The 13,863-nt window shown below is 58.1% G+C and carries 15 protein-coding genes; 9 read left to right on the top strand and 6 right to left on the bottom strand.

The annotated features are described in order from the left end of the window. A partial coding sequence (locus CIK76_RS19630) for a hypothetical protein (protein WP_217990396.1) occupies positions 1-264 on the bottom strand: 264 nt, incomplete at its 3' end. A 52-nt stretch (positions 265-316) separates the two neighbouring features. Further along, a complete protein-coding gene (locus CIK76_RS14060) occupies positions 317-538 on the bottom strand; it encodes a hypothetical protein (RefSeq protein WP_141393565.1) in 222 nt (73 codons plus the stop codon). Positions 539-1,243: 705 nt separating this feature from the next. Between CIK76_RS14060 and CIK76_RS14055 the strand changes: the two genes are divergently transcribed. Next, a complete protein-coding gene (locus tag CIK76_RS14055) occupies positions 1,244-2,152 on the top strand; it encodes an aminoglycoside phosphotransferase family protein (protein ID WP_096256696.1) in 909 nt (302 codons plus the stop codon). A gap of 98 nt (positions 2,153-2,250) precedes the next feature. On the opposite strand, the gene CIK76_RS14050 is transcribed toward CIK76_RS14055, so the two are convergent. Together CIK76_RS14050 and CIK76_RS14045 are read right to left on the bottom strand one after the other, a co-directional pair. Further along, a complete protein-coding gene (locus CIK76_RS14050) occupies positions 2,251-2,925 on the bottom strand; it encodes an HAD family phosphatase (RefSeq protein ID WP_096287496.1) in 675 nt (224 codons plus the stop codon). Positions 2,926-2,957: 32 nt separating this feature from the next. Beyond that, positions 2,958-3,404 (bottom strand): MarR family transcriptional regulator, encoded by a 447-nt coding sequence (locus CIK76_RS14045; protein ID WP_096256698.1) that lies wholly within the window; start codon positions 3,402-3,404, stop codon positions 2,958-2,960. Positions 3,405-3,519: 115 nt separating this feature from the next. Between CIK76_RS14045 and CIK76_RS14040 the strand changes: the two genes are divergently transcribed. Beyond that, the gene (locus CIK76_RS14040) at positions 3,520-4,698 is read left to right on the top strand and encodes an MFS transporter (RefSeq protein WP_096287494.1); all 1,179 of its coding nucleotides are present in this window, start codon (positions 3,520-3,522) and stop codon (positions 4,696-4,698) included. Between the two features lie 47 nt (positions 4,699-4,745). After that, a complete protein-coding gene (locus tag CIK76_RS14035) occupies positions 4,746-5,576 on the top strand; it encodes an aldo/keto reductase (RefSeq protein WP_096287492.1) in 831 nt (276 codons plus the stop codon). A 57-nt stretch (positions 5,577-5,633) separates the two neighbouring features. On the opposite strand, the gene CIK76_RS19880 is transcribed toward CIK76_RS14035, so the two are convergent. Both CIK76_RS19880 and CIK76_RS14030 read right to left on the bottom strand, forming a co-directional pair. Then, complete coding sequence (locus CIK76_RS19880) at positions 5,634-5,756, bottom strand: hypothetical protein (protein ID WP_255248482.1); 123 nt, start codon at positions 5,754-5,756, stop codon at positions 5,634-5,636. Positions 5,757-5,784: 28 nt separating this feature from the next. Continuing rightward, the gene (locus CIK76_RS14030; protein ID WP_096256700.1) at positions 5,785-6,690 is read right to left on the bottom strand and encodes a LysR family transcriptional regulator; all 906 of its coding nucleotides are present in this window, start codon (positions 6,688-6,690) and stop codon (positions 5,785-5,787) included. Between the two features lie 134 nt (positions 6,691-6,824). Here CIK76_RS14030 and tdh point away from each other — a divergent pair, with 134 nt between their 5' ends. The 6 genes from tdh to CIK76_RS14000 all read left to right on the top strand — a co-directional run bounded on the left by tdh (position 6,825) and on the right by CIK76_RS14000 (position 13,829). Further along, on the top strand, positions 6,825-7,871 hold the full coding sequence (gene tdh, locus CIK76_RS14025; RefSeq protein ID WP_096256701.1) for an L-threonine 3-dehydrogenase: 1,047 nt from the start codon (positions 6,825-6,827) through the stop codon (positions 7,869-7,871). A 10-nt stretch (positions 7,872-7,881) separates the two neighbouring features. Further along, positions 7,882-9,081: a glycine C-acetyltransferase gene (locus tag CIK76_RS14020; RefSeq protein WP_096287490.1), complete on the top strand. Its 1,200-nt coding sequence runs from the start codon at positions 7,882-7,884 to the stop codon at positions 9,079-9,081. An 88-nt stretch (positions 9,082-9,169) separates the two neighbouring features. Next, positions 9,170-10,186, top strand: a complete 1,017-nt coding sequence (locus CIK76_RS14015; RefSeq protein ID WP_096287488.1) for a LacI family DNA-binding transcriptional regulator — start codon at positions 9,170-9,172, stop codon at positions 10,184-10,186. 136 nt (positions 10,187-10,322) lie between these two features. Continuing rightward, positions 10,323-11,678 carry an extracellular solute-binding protein gene (locus tag CIK76_RS14010; protein ID WP_255248481.1) on the top strand — a complete coding sequence of 452 codons (1,356 nt, stop codon included), beginning with the start codon at positions 10,323-10,325 and terminating at the stop codon, positions 11,676-11,678. Between the two features lie 67 nt (positions 11,679-11,745). Beyond that, positions 11,746-12,885 carry a sugar ABC transporter permease gene (locus tag CIK76_RS14005; RefSeq protein ID WP_096287486.1) on the top strand — a complete coding sequence of 380 codons (1,140 nt, stop codon included), beginning with the start codon at positions 11,746-11,748 and terminating at the stop codon, positions 12,883-12,885. Continuing rightward, positions 12,882-13,829: a carbohydrate ABC transporter permease gene (locus CIK76_RS14000; protein WP_096256705.1), complete on the top strand. Its 948-nt coding sequence runs from the start codon at positions 12,882-12,884 to the stop codon at positions 13,827-13,829. Before CIK76_RS14005 ends, CIK76_RS14000 begins: the two co-directional genes overlap by 4 nt. Positions 13,830-13,863 lie beyond the last annotated feature (34 nt).

Genomic DNA, 13,863 nt, shown 5'->3' with positions numbered 1-13,863 from the left:
AATTCGGGGTTCGCTGTTTTTCTTCATAAGCCACGATGTTCCGGTGATCGCTCGCGGGCGTTGCCAGAGTTCGGAAGTAATACTCGGATCAGTCTGGCCATCGCCGCCTCTGCGGGCGGTTTCGTGTGGCGGCGCTCGCCAGACGGTGCCGTTTTTTAGAATGGTGAATCTTATAGCGTGGGCGGGAGCGGTGGGATAGTGGAGAAGAGCTTCGAAGTTCAACTCGCTGGCACCCGCGTTGCCGGAGCCGGCCCAGATCACCATTTGACCTCAGGATGCGGCCAACGCGCGCGACACGCGATTGACGTTACGGGATTTAGTTTTTGCCGGAGCGTGGGTCCGGGGAATGGTCTTCACCGCGGGCTAGGGAGTGTTCGGAAATGAGCGAACCAATGAGCAGGGTGCCTGCGGCGCATATTCCGGGCACATAGGATGCAAAGCCGGAAGCGCCGCTAAGTAGCCAATGAGTTACGGCAAAAACCGCAAATGCCAAAGCGAGGCAGAGGAGCAGGGATCCCCATTTAGTTTTTTCGCTCACGCCATCGTCTGGTTGTTCCGATTCGTTTTTAGCCTTTTCTTCCAAGCCAAACCAAGCAAGCATGCGACTCACGAAGCCCTTCTGTGCATGTCAGGTAATCCAATCCAAGTTCAAACTGACTGGTTCCTATTAGAACTACCATCTTCACAGTACGTTGCTTTGGCGGCCACGGCTATCGTCAATTTGGATGATTAACATCCCTTTGAGCGTTCGGTGAAGGGGGTTATTTCTCGGAATTATGCAGCCAGTGGCCTTAAGCTCCAGTGTTCGAGCACGCGTTCTAGGGGGCTTTGTACTGTTTCTGAAAAACGAAAAAGAGAACCCGCCAATCGACGAAGGAAATAGGCCTCCCTTCACGACGCTAATACTATGCCGGACAGCAAATCCTAAATTTCCTATTCACACAACGCGAAAATCAGTCACTTGCCTAGGCCTATGCCGAGCTGCCAAGCCAAACTGAAGACAGAAACGCGGTACTAGTCATGAGGTCCGCATCTAGAACTCGAGCGCACTGAACGAAAACCGCAAGGTAGCGGAAAGCACGATTGTCCCGCACGTTGTTTCCACGCACGCTATTACCGAACAGATGACACGGATGATTTTGCCGCGAAAAGTGGATGAAAAATCTCCCAGATCTAGTCTCGGATTCTCGTACCGAGCGGAATGCGCGCGATCGCTTTGGCGGGATTGATTTAGCATGGAGCAATGACCTTCCAAGAAATGGCCGTTTCGGCAAAACCTGCGGCGGAAGTGTCTATTGATCGGGCGTTGGTGCGCGAATTGATCTGCGCGCAAGCGAGTCAGTGGTCCGGAAGAACTCTGACTTATCTGGCTACCGGGTGGGACAACGAGGTTTACCGTTTGGGTGATGATTTACTGGTGCGACTGCCTCGTCGTGCACTCGCCGAGAAGATCGGGCACAAGGAGCGGAAATGGTTGCCTCGCCTGTCGTCCGACAGCGGCTTGGATGTGGGGGCTCCGGTATTCATCGGGGAGCCGTCAGCGGACTACCCGTTCACCTTTTCGATCTGCCGTTACGTCCCTGGCATCAGCGCGGCGACGCTGGGGCGAAGGCAACGTGATGCCTATGCGCCGGCTTTTACCGACTATTTGTCGGTGGTGCATGGCCCTGCCCCCGAAGATGCGCCACGCAGTGAATTCAGAGGCTGCGAATTGCAAGTAGTGGATCAACGCACCAGAGAGCAGATCTCCCAGCTTCCAACGACGTACCGACGCGGTGCGCAATTCATCTGGGAACAGTCATTAGAAGCTGATGCCTACGGCGGGCCGCCACGCTGGCTCCACGGCGATCCGCATCCGCACAATACGATTGTGACCACCGGTGGTGGCAAGGCTGAACTGTCCGCATTGGTGGATTTTGGAGACCTCTGCGCCGGAGATCCCGCTTCGGATCTGGGAATGCTGTGGATGCACTTTACCGAGCCGGTGCGTGATCAAGAGTTGCGTCGGTACGCTGCAGATCGCGGGACAGCAATGTGGCTGCGGGCGCGTGGTTGGGCACTGCGCTACGCCATGCTCACCGCGCCGCTGGGCACCGCCGACCCCTTGGGACGAATCGGCTTGGATACCCTGAATATGCTGCTGAAGAGGTGAGTGTGCCGGAGCGGCTGATCCGGATCTTAGATGTTGATGCCAAAACGGCCGTTTCCGGAGGCACCACGGATCGTCCCTGCCGGGGGTTTTCTGGGGCGCTAATTCGACGAGACTAGCGCGGGGAGTTCGCCCATGCTGGTGAAAATGTGGCTGGCACCCGCGGCGGTCAGCGCCTGAGGGCTGGTGCTGGTCGGGCCGCCCGAGCAATATCCGTACACGGTGGCCCCGGCGGCGACACCTGCGGTGACTCCGGTGGCGGTATCTTCGATTACCAGCGCCTGACGCGGATCGACCCCGAGCGCAGCTGCAGCCGCCAGATAGACATCCGGTGCCGGTTTACTGCGCGGGTATTCCATGCCGCTGAACACCCGGTCGCCGAAAAACGGTGCCAGCCCGGTGAGCGAGAGCTGCATTTCCACCTTGCCGCGATCGGCCCCGGTGGCGCAGGCGATCTTGTTGCCGTAGCTCCCGGGAATTTGCGCGACTGCTTCCAGGGCGCCGGGAATGGGCTGCAGGTTCGCGCGCAGCGCCTCGTCGCGTCGTGTCCGGAACCGGGAGATCCAGGCGTCGTCGATGCGGAATCCGGTGTGGGCGAGAATTGGCTGCCATTGATCTTTCAATGCCTTGCCGATGAAAATCTGGATGCATTCTTCCTGGCTGAGATTCCATCCAAGCTCGATCAGCATCTGGCGCAGCACCGCGTTAGTGAGGGATTCGGAGTCCACCAGGACCCCGTCGCAGTCAAAGAGCAGAGCGGAGAATTTTGGGTTCATCGGTGGTTCCTTTTTGAATCCGAATGCGGAGGCTAGGAGACGGGGAGCTGATGCAGGGTCCGGGCCAGCGGGGCCAGCTCGGGTAGTTTCTCGGCATCGTTGAGCACTCGTTCCAGCGTTTCATCGTGAATCGGTTTGGCCCTCAGGTACAGCTCCTGGCCAGCTTCGGTCAGTTCGGTGTAAATGCCGCGCCGGTCATCGGCGCACAGCACGCGCGAGAGCAGGTGCCGGTCCTCCAGACGGGTGACCAGCCTGGTGGTGGCGCTCGGGCTTAATGCGGTGGCTCGGGCTAACTGCGCCATGCGCATATGCCATCCGTCTTGCCGGTTCAGCGCATCCAGCAGTGTGAACTCGACCACGGAAAGGCCGGCGTGAGCGGTGAGATCCTTTTCCAGTGCGGCCTCGATTATTCCGTGCAATGCCGCCAAAGTGCGCCATCCGCGTGAGCGGATTTCAACGGCGTCATCTGCGATTCCCATAACAACTCCCATATTTGTTGGTTGCGCTCATTACTTGCGTGTGCAACTATTATATTCATCGACGCAATAACAAGCGTCTGCAACTAATTTCTTCCAGCTTATCAGGAGTAACGTCATGCCGCTCGGACTTATTGCGTTGGCCCTCGGTGCCTTCGGCATCGGGCTCACCGAATTTGTGATCATGGGCCTGCTTCCGGAGGTGGCTGCGGACTTCGCCGTCAGCGAGGCAGCCGCCGGCTGGCTGATCTCCGGCTACGCGCTCAGCGTGGTGGTCGGTGCGCTCGGACTAACTGCAGCTACCGTGCGATTGCCGCGCAAACCCGTGCTGGCCGGCCTGCTGGTGCTGTTCATCATCGGTAATACGCTCACGGCCGTCGCCGCGACCTACGAGGTCGCCATGCTTGGCCGCGTCATCGCCGCCCTGTGCCATGGCGCCTTCTTCGGCATCGGGTCCGTGGTCGCCGCCGATCTGGTTCCCGCCAATAAGAAGGCGGGTGCTATTGCCATCATGTTCACCGGACTCACCGCAGCCAACGTACTGGGCGTGCCTTTTGGCACTTTCCTAGGCCAGCAGGCAGGGTGGCGTTCCACCTTCTGGGCGATCTCAGGCATCGGCGTGATCGCGCTGATCGGCATCCTGGCGCTGGTACCGGTACTTAAGCAGGCGGCTGAGGCAATCTCGCTGCGCAGCGAGCTGGGAGCCTTCAAATCCCGGCAGGTCTGGCTGTCGCTGGGTGTGACGGTGCTCGGTTACGGCGGCATGTTTGGTGCCTTCACTTATATCGCTTACACCCTGACCGAAGTCTCCGGATTTAATTCCCATACCGTGCCGTGGCTGCTGGTCCTCTTCGGTGCCGGTCTGTTCGCCGGCAACTGGCTAGGTGGACGCATGGCCGACAAGAACATCGACCGCACCCTGCTGATCTTCATTGGCGCATTGCTCGTGGTCCTCATTGCCTTCGGCGCGCTGGCTACCAGTCAGGTGGCCACCATCGTGGCGTTGTTCCTCATGGGTGGTTTTGGCTTCGGTACCGTGCCTGGCCTGCAAAGCCGCATCATGCGCTACGCAGGCTCAGCACCCACCTTGGCCTCCGGCGCAAACATCGGCGCCTTTAATGTCGGCAACGCCCTGGGTGCCTGGGCCGGCGGCATGGGCATCGCCGCGGGACTGGGCTATACCTCGCCAATCTGGATTGGCGCCGCGATCACCGTCGCCGCGCTGCTGCTGATGCTGTTGGCCATGAACCTGGCCAAGAAGGCCCCGGTCGTGGCGGAACTGACCCCGGCTAACTGACCCCCCCCAATTTTCACTGATCCACCACACAATTTAAGGAGTTAGAAATGACGACAGTTGTTCCCGCCGTTACCCTGAATAACGGCGTGCAGATGCCGCAGATCGGCTTCGGTGTCTTCCAGGTTCCGAACGAAGAAACCACCACCGCCGTGGCCGCCGCACTGAAGGCCGGCTACCGCAGTATTGACACCGCAGCGATCTACGGTAACGAAGAAGGCGTGGGCAAGGCGTTGGCCGAGTCCGGCATTAACCGTGAGGAACTGTTCATCACGTCCAAGATCTGGATCTCGGACATGGGCTACGAGCAGACCTTAAAAGCATTTGACGAGAGCCTGCAGCGCCTGGGCCTGGATTACCTGGACTTGTTCCTGATCCACTGGCCGGCTCCGGAGAAGGAACTGTATGTGGAGACCTGGAAGGCGCTGGAGAAGCTGTATGCCGAGAAGAAGATCCGCGCTATCGGCGTCTCTAATTTCCAGCCGACTCACCTGCAGAAGCTGATTGATGCCACGGATGTTGTTCCTGCGGTCAACCAGGTTGAGCTGCATCCTGCCTTGCAGAATGCTGAAGTCAGCGCCGCCAATGCCGGGCATGGCATTGCCACCGAGGCGTGGAGCCCGCTGGCCCAGGGGGCGCTGCTGAACGACGCATCGATCCTGGCGATCGGCGAAGCGCACCAGGTCACCGCCGCGCAGGTAATTCTGCGCTGGCACCTGCAGCGGGGCCGGGTGATCATCCCGAAGTCGGTCACCGAATCGCGCATCGTGCAGAACCTGGATCTGTTCGGCTTCGAGCTGTCCGCCGAAGAACTAGCCGCGATTGACGCGCTGGATCGCGGCGGCCGCACCGGCCCGGATCCTGACAGCTTCAACGGCTGATCTGCAGCATTCGCAAGCACCGCCCGTCCTCTGGTTTGAGGGCGGGCGGTGCTGTATCTAGAACCTTTCGCCGGTAGGCTCGGCGGACTCAGGGCCCGCCGAGCCTACCGGCGATATGAAGTAGATGATCGGCTCGATGATCCTGCCAGCTTCCACGGTCAGCGCATCGACCAGCACCATGTTCAAGCGTGCTTGCCGTGCGCGGGCATTAGCTGAGCATCAGACGTCGCACGGTACTGCGTATAGCCTCGATCACCTCGTTGACCGGTGCACGGTGCAGATGTTCGGCGCGCAGCAGCAGGTCGATTTGTCGTCCGGAGTTTAGCCCTTTAATGGGTCGTAAAGTCACCGACTCGTCCAGCGATTTGCGCGCCGTATATCGCGGAAGGATTCCTAGGCAGCTACTGGCCTGCACTAGGGCACCGGCGGTGGCATAGTCGTTGACTCGATGCTCAACCACCGGTGCGCTGCCGGCCAGAGCGGCAATAGTTTCCAGCACATCGGCGGGGGAGTAGCCCGCACGGGAGACCACCCAGCGTTCGCCGATCAGCTGTTGCGGGGTCAATTCCTCGAAGGCTGCCAGCGGGTGCTCCCGGTGAATCGCGATGTCCAGTGGTTCGAAGGCCAAGGGGATGACGGTGATCTGGTTTTCAGGCCACGGAGCGGTATGCGGCATGCGGTGGGCGAGGACCAGATCGTAGGCGGAGGTCAATGCCGGAAAGTCCTGCTGGGATACGTCTTCATCCGAGAACCGCAGCGGGGGTAGGCTGCCTTGCGGGTAGGCCAGCAACGGAGCGAAGAGCGTCTGCCCGATAGAGTGGAACCCGGCGATGCGAACGGGGGCATCGCGGTCCTGATCCTGGGTGCGGATTTTTGCTGAAACCTCAGCCAACGTTGAGGCGACCGACGCGGCAGCTGATGCCAATAATTTACCCTCTGCCGTTAACACCAACCTGCGTCCATCCTTTTGAGTCAGCGGAGTCGGGAAGCCGCGTTGCAACTGCGCGAGGTGTTGGGACACCGCCGAAGGCGAGACGTAGAGGGCCTTGGCCACGGCGTTGACGCTACCTAAGTCCGCTAGCTCGCGAAGAATTCGCAACTGATGTAATTCCATGAAGTAAATACTAAATCGTTAGATCAGGAAATCGAAGTTCTTCTAAGGTTTTATCCCGCGGTGTTGGGTGCGACACTTGAAGCAACGCCAAGTCTGTCGTGCGCACCTCGGTGCCCGATCTCAAAGGAACCAGCATGAAAGCTCTATATAAGTCCGGCCCACACGCCGGACTGGAACTCGTTGACCGGCCTGAGCCAGAGACCGGAGCCCATGACGTGAAAATCCGCGTCATGACCGCTGGCATCTGCGGCACCGACCTGCATATTGAAGCCTATGATGAGGCCGCGCAGGCCATGATCAACACACCGCTGGTCCCGGGGCACGAGTTTTACGGCGAAGTCGTGGAGGTTGGATCCTTCGCACACGGCGTTAAAGTCGGAGACCGCGTTTCCGGCGAGGGCCACGTGGTCTGCGGTATCTGCAGAAATTGCCGCGCCGGACGCCCGCACATGTGCATCAACGTCAATTCCGTTGGCGTGCAGCGCGATGGCGCGTTCGCCGAATACGTGGTAATTCCGGCAAGCAATGTGTACATTCACCGCGACGAGCGCATCACCCCGCTGCTCGGCGCAATTTTTGATCCGTTCGGCAATGCGGTACACACCGCGCTGCAGTTCCCCATGGTCGGCGAGGATGTCCTGATCACCGGAGCGGGACCCATCGGTTTGATGGCGGCAGCGGTAGCCCGCCATGCCGGAGCGCGCAACATCGCCATCACCGACGTCTCCGAGCAACGCCTGGAACTGGCCCGCAGCATGGGCGTAAACCTCGCCATCAACGTTTCTAAGCAGCGCGTCGCCGACGCTCAGAAGGAACTGGGCATGCGCGAAGGTTTCGACTTCGGCATGGAAATGTCGGGGCACAAGACCGCATTGCCAGAAATGATCGAAAACATGAACCACGGCGGCAAGATCAGCATGCTGGGACTTCCCAGCGAATCGATCGACATCAACTGGGGCAAGGTTGTCACCCACATGCTCACCTTGAAGGGGATCTATGGGCGCGAAATGTTTGAAACTTGGTACGCCATGAGCGCCATGCTCACCACCTCGGACGTTTTGCGCGAACGCGTAGCTTCGGTAGTTACCGACTTCATCCCTGCCACCGAATGGCAGGACGGATTCACCGCCGCACGCGGTGGGCACGGCGGCAAGGTTGTTTTGGACTGGACAGTTTTCTAGGAGATATGACATGTACACAGATATGAAAAACCAGCTGTCCACGGAACTGGAACAGCTTAAAGAAGCAGGACTTTTTAAAGCAGAACGCCACATCGATTCGGCGCAGTCCGCGTCTATTATGGCCGGTTCCTTGGGCAGTGAAGCTCGCCGAGTGCTGAACTTCTGCGCGAATAACTACCTGGGCCTAGCCGATGATGCCCGCATCATCGACGCGGCAAAAAATGCTATGGACGAGCGTGGCTTCGGCATGGCCTCGGTCCGCTTCATCTGCGGCACCCAGGATCTGCACTTAGAACTTGAATCCAAGCTCTCGGCCTTCCTAGGAACTGAAGACACGATCCTGTTCTCCAGCTGCTTCGACGCCAATGGTGGCGTCTTTGAGTCCTTGTTCGGCAAGGAAGACGCGATCATCTCCGATGCGCTGAACCATGCCTCGATCATTGATGGCATTCGGTTGTCCAAGGCAGCGCGTTTCCGCTATGCCAACCAGGACATGGCAGATCTGGAAACCCAGTTGCAAGCAGTTGCGGCGTCAAATGATGGGGCAGGCGCTCGCCGAACCATCATCGTCACCGACGGTGTGTTCTCCATGGACGGCTTCTTGGCACCTTTGGAAGCTATCTGCGATCTGGCTGACAAGTATGGCGCACTGGTCATGGTGGATGATTCCCACGCAGTGGGCTTCATGGGCGCAACCGGCGCCGGCACCCCGGAGCACGCAGGGGTTTCGGACCGGGTGGACATCTACACCGGCACCTTCGGCAAGGCCTTGGGCGGCGCTTCGGGCGGCTACGTATCCGGCCGCGGGGAAATTGTTGCGATGCTGCGCCAGAAGGCCCGCCCGTACCTGTTCTCCAACTCGCTGGCGCCATCGATCGTGGCTGCTACGTTGAAGGCGCTGGATCTGGTTGTTGATTCCGGGGACCTGCGCGAGAAGCTCTTCGAGAACGCAGCGCACTTCCGCCGCCGCATGAACGAAGAAGGCTTTGAATTGCTCGAAGGCGAGCATGCCATCATTCCAGTGATGTTCGGCGATGCGGTCAAGGCCGCAGAAGTTGCAGGCAAGATGCTGGAGCAGGGCGTCTTCGTGACCGCCTTCAGCTTCCCTGTGGTGCCAAAGGGTGCCGCGCGTATCCGAGTCCAGCTTTCTGCTGCGCATTCGGCTGAGGATATCGAAGCCTGCGTGCAGGCATTCGTAGCCAGCCGGTAGCCGGCATTTGCACAGCTGTTGACAGTGCGCCCGTTCACTGACGTGTTTCAATAGAAGCTACGTAACTGCATGTTGAAGCGGAGGACAAATGGCTACAAGAGATGATGTTGCACGCCTTGCCGGCGTATCTCCCAGTACCGTTTCCTACGTGATCAGTGGACGGCGCACCATCTCAGAAGCGACCAAGACCAGGGTTTTGGCCGCCATGCGGGACTTGAATTACACCCCGAACGCTTTTGCTCAGGGGCTGGCGGGTGCACGTCGCGGCATCCTTGCATTGCATTTTCCAACCAGTGTTGACGGCTACTCATCCACTGAGTTCGAGTATGTCACTGCGGCCATGGAGCGGGCTCGTGCCCTGGGCTATCACATGCTGCTCTGGTCCAACCCGATGACCGACGTCATGGGCATGGAAAGCCTTGTTGCCCAGAAATTAGTGGCCGGAGTGCTGCTCATGGAGGTTTCAATTTCTGATCCGCGCTTTGATGTTCTGCGTCGCGCCAAAATTCCTTTCGCTTCCATTGGCCGGCCCGATGACAGCGATGACGTGATTTATGTTGACAATGATTTCGCTGAAGCAGGACGCCTAGCAATAGAGCATCTGGCCGGATTGGGTCACCGATCCATCATGTACATCAATGTTTCGCAACAAGATCAGGCCGCTGGCAATGGCCCGGCAATCCGTACCGCACGAGCCATCACCGAATCAGCGCAGGCACAGAATATGTCAATTGTTGAGATGCCCGTGGAGAATAACGCCCGCGGTGGCCGGCAAGCCTTGGACGGCTACCTGAAATTCAACCCGCGCCCGAGTGCGGTGGTAGGACTCAAAGAGTTCGCCACTGCTGGTTTCCTGAATGCTGCAGGAATGGCTGGCTTGTCGATTCCAGCGGACGTCTCGGTTGTCGCTTTGGGAATCGGTGACCGTTCGGCAGAAATGGTTTCGCCTGCGCTGACCACGGTGGCACCTTCCGGTGAAGTTATTGCCCACACCGCGGTTGACGCGCTGGTGGAACAGATCGAAGGCCGATCCAGCGACGTCATTCAACAGCTCTTCACTCCCGTCATGGTGATCAGGGAAAGTTCTGGAATAGCTCCCGCTTAGCCCCCTCTTGAGGATTTTCTCCGGGTCTCGTGCGCTCGGCAGTTGACGCGCGTCGATGATCTGCGTCACTATGGAGGGGATCAGTCGTGCCAAGCTGGAACTTCCCGCAGGGTACAACTCAAAAGTGGAAGGCATCATGAAGAAAACAAAACGTGGGTTGAAGCTCGTTCCCGCTCTTTCCGTGGCCTCAATCGGTTTGCTGCTGGCCGGTTGCTCCGGGGGAGCAGATCCCAATGATCCCAATGCCCAAGGCGGGGAGACCCAAGTTGCCGAATCCGACGGAGTAGTGGATGTCTACGGACCAGTCACTGGCACCGAAGCTGAGCTGCTCGAGAAGTCCTGGGCCGACTGGTCTGAAGAGAACGGCATCAAGATCCGCTACACCGGCGACAAGAACTTCGAATCCCAGTTGGGCATCAAGGTCCAGGGCGGAGATACGCCTGACCTAGCAGTCTTCCCTCAGCCAGGTTTGCTGGAAGCTACCGTAGCTTCGGGCAAGGTGCAGAAACTTCCTGAAGGCGCCCAAGCTGAAGTGGGGAAGAACTGGTCTGAGGACTGGCAGAACTACGGCAAGGTGGACGGCGTCCAGTATGGTGCTCCGCTGATGGCCAGCGTCAAGGGCTACATCTGGTATTCGCCCAAGCAGTTCGAGGAATGGGGCGTCAGCGTTCCCAAGACTTGGGACGAAATGACCGCGCTGGGAACCGAAATTACCAAGAAGACCGATGAGCCTGCCTGGTGTGCAGGATTTGCCTCGGGCGAAGCATCGGGTTGGCCAGGCACTGACTGGATTGAGGACGCTGTCCTGCGCCAGTCGGGTACCGAAGCCTATGACAAATGGGTGTCCGGAGAACTGGAATTCACCTCGCCAGAAATCACCAGCGCATTTGATTCAGTTGGCGAGATCTTGCTGGATCCAAAGCAGGTCAACGCAGGCTATGGAGATGTAAAGTCCATTAATGCCACCGCGTTTGGTGACATCGGCACCGCAGTTGCCAAGGGCACTTGCCCGCTGACCCACCAGGCTTCATTCCTCGAAGGCTTCATCCTTGATGCCAAGAACGCAGACGGTGAAACACCTACGGTAGCTCCTGACGGAGATGTCTGGGCATTCATCGCACCACAATTCAACGAGGGTGATCCAACTTCGGTTGTCGGCGGTGGCGAATTCGTCGCGGCCTTCTCGAACGACGAAGACACTGCGAAGGTGCAGGAATACCTGGCCAGTGCAGACTGGGCCAATAGCCGAGTTAAGCTCGGTGGCGTGATCTCGGCAAACTCCGGCCTTGATCCAGAAAATGCCAGCAGTGATCTGCTGCGCTCTGCGGTGGAACTGCTGCAGGATCCAAGCACCACTTTCCGTTTCGACGGATCTGACCTGATGCCAAAGAGCGTCGGTGCCGATTCCTTCTGGAAGGGAATTGTGGACTGGATCGATGGGAAGCCCACCAATGAAGTTCTAGAGAACATCCAAGCCGGTTACGACTCTTAGTCACCAGTGAATAAGTGGGGGAGGCCGGTTCAACCGGCCTTCTCCAGCTTTAAAGGAGATATGACTCGTGTCTGATTTTTTCCAGTGGCTTGCCGGCTTGTCACCGCTTCTTCAAATACCGGTAATTTTGCTTTCCTTTGCCGTGGTGATCGGCCTGGTACTTGCGTTCGTTGAGGTTTCTACGAACCGTGGACGTGGCTTCGCAATTCTTCGTTTGCTCGCCTCCGTGCTCGTTCCTGTAGTAATACTCTTATTGCTCGGGCTATATGCCTCGGTCATGTGGGTCGCCGCAGTGGCTGCCGTTCTCGGTCTTGCCGTGTATTTCTATGACCGCCGCTCACGGTCGGGGGCCGGCACTTTTCTTCAGCTAACAGGATTCCTGGCCCCGGCCATGATCTTGCTGGCAATAGGGCTGATTTACCCAACCATCCGAACAGCAATTAGTGCTTTCATGACCAACGACGGCTCCGGATTTGCCGGGCTGGCGAACTTCGCCTGGGTCTTTGCCAGCCCCGATGGCTTGACCGCCCTGCTCAATACGCTGGTCTGGGTCTTGGTAGCCCCGGTGGTTTCAACGATTATCGGCTTGGCCTACGCCGCCTTCATCGACAAGAGCCGTGGTGAGAAGTTCTTCAAGCTGCTCGTTTTCATGCCGATGGCAATTTCATTTGTTGGCGCGTCGATCATCTTCAAATTCTTCTATGATGCGCGGCAAGGCGAACAAATTGGCGTATTGAACGCAATCATCACCGCCTTCGGGGCGAAACCGGTGGACTGGCTAGGACTGGAACCATGGAACACCCTGTTCCTGGTCATCATCCTGATCTGGACCCAAGCTGGCTTCGCCATGGTGATTCTGTCCGCGGCAATTAAAGCGGTCCCTGCCGAACAGCTTGAAGCAGCTGCCTTGGACGGCACCACCCCGTGGCAGAGCTTCATGAATGTCACGCTGCCGGGAATCCGCTCATCGGTCATCGTTGTGCTGACCACCATTTCCATTGCTTCGCTGAAGGTCTATGACATCGTGTCCTCCATGACCGGTGGACGCTCCGAGACCACGGTTCTGGCCTACGAAATGGTCCGGCAGTTCCAGCTGGGCAGCCGCACCGGTTACAGCTCCGCATTGGCAGTAGTCCTGTTTGTCCTGGTGCTTCCGATCATCATCTACAACGTTCGCCAGCAAAAGAAACAAGGAGGCACTCGATGAGTACGGTCAGTGATTCCTCGCGCCGCTTGCTTAAAGCCACCGAAAAAACCGGCGGGAAACTGCGCAAGGCCAGTTCGTCTCGAATTGCCACGGCCGCTGCGTTCCTTATCGCCGCGATCTGGACCATCCCGACATTTGGGCTTTTTGTCTCCTCATTCCGTGAAGCCAACGACATCAAAACCACTGGCTGGTGGACTGCCCTGTCCAACCCGTCATTTACGCTGGAGAACTACGCGCAAGCGTTCGTCTCGGGCGACAGCTTGCCGCTGTCCAAGGCGTTCTTGAACTCCTTGGTCATTACGATCCCGGCTGCCATCATCCCGATCATCATTGCCAGCTTGGCGGCCTACGCTTTTGCCTGGATCAATTTCAAAGGGCGCAACACTCTATTCATCTTGGTCTTTGCATTGCAGATTGTCCCGATCCAGATGGCGCTGGTTCCACTGCTGCAGATGTTTTCCGATGGCGTGAAAATCGGTGGGTTGTATATCCTTCCCGGGCTAGGCGTTAATGGGCTCGACGGGGCCTATGCCAAGGTTTGGATTGCCCATACGATTTTCGCCTTGCCTCTGGCGATCTTCATGCTGCATAACTTCATTTCGGAAATCCCGGAAGAAGTCATTGAAGCTGCACGAGTAGACGGTGCCGGGCACGGAACTATATTCACTCGTATCGTCCTTCCGCTGGCGACACCTGCCATCGCGTCGTTTGGAATTTTCCAATTCCTCTGGGTATGGAATGACTTGCTGGTGGCCACGGTCTTCACCTCCGGTGGGGAACTTCCGATTACCAAGGCGCTTCAAGACCTCTCAGGTTCTTATGGCCAATCGTGGGAGCTGCTCACAGCCGGAGCGTTCATCTCGATGATCATTCCGCTGGTTGTCTTCTTCGCACTGCAACGATTCTTCGTGCGAGGTTTGCTGGCAGGAGCCAGCAAGGGCTAAGTCGAGCTCGTTCCAGAACCAGAGGGTGTCCGTC

This window comes from Glutamicibacter sp. BW80 (genome assembly GCF_002332385.1).
Lineage (GTDB): Bacteria > Actinomycetota > Actinomycetes > Actinomycetales > Micrococcaceae > Glutamicibacter.
This window is presented reverse-complemented; position numbering and strand designations above follow the sequence as displayed.

What these genes read in the sequence shown, in the direction of transcription:
- CIK76_RS14055 (WP_096256696.1), top strand. Translation starts at nt 1,244, where the DNA reads ATGACCTTCCAAGAAATGGCCGTTTCGGCAAAACCTGCGGCGGAAGTG.
- CIK76_RS14050 (WP_096287496.1), bottom strand. Translation starts at nt 2,925, where the DNA reads ATGAACCCAAAATTCTCCGCTCTGCTCTTTGACTGCGACGGGGTCCTG.
- CIK76_RS14045 (WP_096256698.1), bottom strand. Translation starts at nt 3,404, where the DNA reads ATGGGAATCGCAGATGACGCCGTTGAAATCCGCTCACGCGGATGGCGC.
- CIK76_RS14040 (WP_096287494.1), top strand. Translation starts at nt 3,520, where the DNA reads ATGCCGCTCGGACTTATTGCGTTGGCCCTCGGTGCCTTCGGCATCGGG.
- CIK76_RS14035 (WP_096287492.1), top strand. Translation starts at nt 4,746, where the DNA reads ATGACGACAGTTGTTCCCGCCGTTACCCTGAATAACGGCGTGCAGATG.
- CIK76_RS19880 (WP_255248482.1), bottom strand. Translation starts at nt 5,756, where the DNA reads ATGGTGCTGGTCGATGCGCTGACCGTGGAAGCTGGCAGGATCATCGAG.
- CIK76_RS14030 (WP_096256700.1), bottom strand. Translation starts at nt 6,690, where the DNA reads ATGGAATTACATCAGTTGCGAATTCTTCGCGAGCTAGCGGACTTAGGT.
- tdh (WP_096256701.1), top strand. Translation starts at nt 6,825, where the DNA reads ATGAAAGCTCTATATAAGTCCGGCCCACACGCCGGACTGGAACTCGTT.
- CIK76_RS14020 (WP_096287490.1), top strand. Translation starts at nt 7,882, where the DNA reads ATGTACACAGATATGAAAAACCAGCTGTCCACGGAACTGGAACAGCTT.
- CIK76_RS14015 (WP_096287488.1), top strand. Translation starts at nt 9,170, where the DNA reads ATGGCTACAAGAGATGATGTTGCACGCCTTGCCGGCGTATCTCCCAGT.
- CIK76_RS14010 (WP_255248481.1), top strand. Translation starts at nt 10,323, where the DNA reads ATGAAGAAAACAAAACGTGGGTTGAAGCTCGTTCCCGCTCTTTCCGTG.
- CIK76_RS14000 (WP_096256705.1), top strand. Translation starts at nt 12,882, where the DNA reads ATGAGTACGGTCAGTGATTCCTCGCGCCGCTTGCTTAAAGCCACCGAA.